Here is a 4469-nt window from a genome sequence, read left to right as displayed (position 1 = left end):
CTCACTTGTTGTAAGACTTGCCCTCGCTTGATTTCGTTATTGATTGTTTGAGGAGCTCTTCCAAGTAGGCGAGCAATTTCTCGATTGGATTTTCCTTCTTTGTTCCATCGTTCAATGTAGCGACGATCATTAATTGTCAAATGTTTTCCTTTTGTTGTATAATTGTTTTGCATCTCTGTGCCCTTCCTTTTGTTTGTGGTGAACAACAAGTATAGCACGGAGGTGTTTTCTTATACCTTACAAAAGGATTTCATTTGACAACAGGGACTTTTGAAGCTGTTTTGAGGGCTAAACCAAGGCTATCATTAGCCTTGGCCAATTAGCCTAACAGCTCCAAACCTATTATCAAATGAAATCAGACAACTCATCAGAATGAGTTGTAGTACTTATCTAGCAGATAGGATGGGTGGCTAACTTCATTTTAAAATTTTTGTTTGCGGACTCAAGCTCCAAATGAGGGAGAATCGCTTGTAGGAACTTGACAATCCGCGAAACAAATTTATAATAGGTTGGTAAACATAAAAATATAAGGAGTAGACGTGAAAAAGACTTTCGTCGTTAGTAGCTTACTGCTAGCACCAACCTTGATTGTGGCACAAGAAATTCAAGCTGAAGAACACAGCGAAAATCCTGAAGCCTCTTTGGGGACTTACAATTCAGCCCTTGAGGCTGCTAAAAATGAAGGGATTATTCTCGTCCAGGAGGACCCCCAAACGGTCTCCACCGAAAGCGACCGAAATCAAGCCTATCAGCAACAAACCAAGGAACTGCAAGAAGCGACCAAGCAATACGCACTTGAAAAAGAGCAGTATGCTGTAGATTTGGCCAACTATGAAGCTGCCCTCAAGGAGATTAACCAGCACCAAGAAGCTGAAGCCAATCGCAAAAAGGAAGAAACCGCTGCGCAAGCGCAGTATCAACAAGAATTAGCTACCTATGAAAAAGAGCAGGCTCAGTACCAAGCAAATCTTGAAAATTATCAAAAACAAGAAGCGCTCAACAAGCAATTAAAAGAAAACTACCAAACTGAGTTGGCAACCTTTGAAAAGGAGTTGACAGACTATCAAGTCAAAGAACAAAGCTATCAGAAGGAAAAAACGGAACAAGAGCAGGCTCAGAAGAGCTTCCAAGAAAAACAAGCCCAGTATGAAAAAGAACTCAGCCTCTACCAAGAAGCTAATAAAGCTTATCAAACAGCTCTTGCCAAAGCTCAAGAAGATAGCCAAAAAGATGGTTTCCTCAGCCAAGTTTACGCCCAATACCTGATTGCCAAATCGGAACCCAATGCGACGGTTCATTTTGAAGGAGTCAAATCCTTCATTGCCCCTAGTCATGATTTTGGTTCAGGTCTTGACGGGGTTGCAGGAACCATTAACAAACTCCCTCTAACCAAGGAAGCTACTCTTTTCAAAGGAGTTGGTTCCGAAACACCAGCTGGAAGTGGAGATGGTTATGGTCTAATTCTTGAAAAGAATCAACCAATTCGAGTGAGTTATACCAATCTTGCCAATACATCTTACAATGGCCAAAAAATTACTCGTTTAGATTATACCTATGAGCTGCTATCAACCTTTGCGGAAGATGGAAAAGCCACTGCCTTTATCTACACTGATCCTACTAAAACGATCTATGTAGGAACTCATGGGAATAATCAGGGGCAGGTTGACTTTGCCATCCGTCAAACCATGACCTACTTTTTTGAGGATGGTTCACCTGTCGTCTTTGATAAAGACAAAACTGCCCTCTTATCCTTCGCCTCCCGCAACAATAGTTTTGAATTTGGGGAGCAGGAATTTGTCCAATTGGACGCTAATCTTAGCTTTATCCCCATTACAGGCTCTTCCGTCAGTGGCGAAAATGGCTATGTAGCTGTCAGAGGAAGTAATAATTCCAAGGCCGACGGTTCTAAATTCGACCGCTCTGAGTGGGATCAAGACGGCCATTCCAATGAATACTACGGGGCAGGTGTTGCACTTGCGACAGGAGGGGAGATCTCCTTTACCTTCGGAATCCGCTACAACCCTAATGATATTCAAAAATCCGCTAATCCAAGCAGACTCAGAGATCGGTCCCGCCAATGGTTTACTGTCAATGCGGATATTAAGGCGAGTGGGCTAATCCAGAGGGAAAAACCTGGAAATCCACCTGTAGCTCCGATTAAACCAGAGCTTCTCACCAAAAAGCTAGAAGCTCCTAAGAAGCCCCTCCAACCTAAAGAACCAGCCTATGCCACAGTCAGTCAACCAGTCCAACCTAAAAAACCAGAGCTAAAGATTATTCCAGCTCTCCAACCACTGACGGTTACAGCTATCAAGCCAACAGCCCCGAAAGCACCAGTTGTCTTTTTACATCAAGTTCTTTATAAAACCCCATCTGTAACTCAACCTACAAAACCAAGTACCGACGTTTCAAAAGAGAAACCGACTAATCCTGTTAAGCAACCACTTCCTAAACCAAGTACTGATGATTCAAAACAGGAACAAACTAAGCCAGTTCAGCAGCCGCTTCCTAAACCAAGTACTGATGATTCAAAACAGGAACAAACTAAGCCAGTTCAGCAGCCAATTCCTAAACCAAATGCTGATACTTCAAAAACGAAACCGACTAGTCCTGTTAAGCAGCCGCTTCCTAAACCAAGTACTGATACTTCAAAACAGGAACAAGCTAAGCCTGTTAAGCAGCCGCTTCCTAAACCAAATACGGATGCTTCAAAATCAAGACCACTTAGACCAATCAAGCGTCCCCTTGCACCGGTATCTATCAAACCTTCTACAAATACTAGACCTGTGGTATCCTATCCAGTAGATACTAGAATTTATCCAACCCCTGCTTTCAACTATAATCAAAGCCCAGGGATTCGCTATACGCAACCGTATGTCCCATCAGTTCCAGTAACCTACCCAAGCTATGTACTTAGTTGGACAAATCAAAACGGCTCTACTACCAACTCAGCAAATCTTAACTCTACTCCACAAAAAGTAACCAACAATACTCAAAAGAAAGGTAAGCCAAAGGAACCTCCAAAACCTCAAAACATAGTAAAAGACCGAAACGGTGACCCTATCGATTCCAAGGATTATTTTGGAATTAATACTGAAATCAGTAAAAAATCTGGTGATCAGCAAAAACTCATTGCCTTTATCGAAAAAGTCGGAAAAGAAGTACGGGAAAAGAATAAAAATCTCAAACATAACAAAAAGTTATACAGTGATACTGTTAATAGAGATATCGCTACCGCCTTAGCTTATATGGACTATAACGATAGTAAATTACAAAAACTACTTACAGTTTTTGGATCAGCCCCCAAAGGAAATGTTTCAAAGAAAGGAATGAAAATTCTCAGAAATAATCATATTAACAACAACGCTAAAATCGATCTATCTCATACTATGGCAACCCTAGCATCTACCTATCACCATAGTCCACTTACTTCTACCGTCAAATTTATTGGTAGTCTCGGCTCTCTTCCTCTTGGCGGTGTTTTCGCACCACTCCCCATCCTAGGCTTCCCTAACCCCTTACTTTCCAAATTTCATATTGACAGTAAATCAACCCTCCAATTGAACTCTTTTGTCGGAGATATTTTCACTGATATGAACATGGACGACGTTAATGCAGATATAGACTCTATGATTTTGGCTCGTCATCCCAAATTCAAAAACCTACCTATGGATCAACGCATCATTAAATACTATAGTCAGCCTAATCTTGATAGTAAAAGAAAAGATCTATTTTGGTCACTTTATTCAAATAACAAAGCACAGGCTCAAGATAAAGCTGTTACTGAAATTGTAACTAGTTTATTAACACTGGGAGGACTTGGTCTGGTGGGATATGCTAAAGTAAGTGGAAAGTTTAAAAATACGGCAGGAAATGTGGATTTACTAGATAAGGAATTATTTGATGGTAAATTAAAAGCACGGCTAAAAACTGGTCGTGGTTACTATTTTGATCCCTATCCATCTAAAAATAAACATAACTCTGCAAAAAATAAAAATTCGGTACTCGTTGACACCATTATGGCTGATTCCCCCTTTTTTAAACAACTGATTTCCAAAAGAAACAAAACAAAAGCTAGCACACCCAAATCCTTACCTAAACTAAGTTTGCCTAAATTTAAACTGCCTAAAGTCAGCTTACCTAAGTTTAAACTGCCTAAAATCAGGCTGCCTAAGTTTAAAACATCCAAAATCAACTTACCTAAGTTTAAACTACCTAAAGTCAGCTTACCTAAGTTTAAAACATCCAAAATCAACTTACCTAAGTTCAACCCGCCTAAAGTCAGTTTGCCTAAGTTTAAAACATCCAAAATCAACTTACCTAAGTTTAAAACATCCAAAATCAACTTACCTAAGTTCAACCCGCCTAAAATCAGCTTACCTAAGTTCAATCCGCCTAAAATCAGCTTACCTAAGTTCAATCCGCCTAAAATCAGCTTACCTAAGTTCAATCCGCCTAAAATCAGCTTA

Annotated in this window: 2 protein-coding genes; one reads left to right on the top strand and one right to left on the bottom strand. The window is 40.3% G+C overall.

Features of this window, described 5'->3' with window-relative positions; all coding sequences use genetic code 11:
• A partial coding sequence (locus tag HZY94_RS02320) for a helix-turn-helix domain-containing protein (RefSeq protein ID WP_179924846.1) occupies positions 1–173 on the bottom strand: 173 nt, incomplete at its 3' end.
• Positions 174–539: 366 nt separating this feature from the next.
• Between HZY94_RS02320 and HZY94_RS02315 the strand changes: the two genes are divergently transcribed.
• Positions 540–4469: GbpC/Spa domain-containing protein (locus HZY94_RS02315; protein ID WP_322783464.1), on the top strand; the 3930-nt coding region annotated here is incomplete at its 3' end.

Origin of the sequence: Streptococcus danieliae (genome assembly GCF_013415245.1) — a bacterium.
Lineage (GTDB): Bacteria > Bacillota > Bacilli > Lactobacillales > Streptococcaceae > Streptococcus > Streptococcus danieliae_A.
Note: the sequence above shows the minus strand (reverse complement) of the source record. Positions and strands in the feature narration are given on the sequence as shown.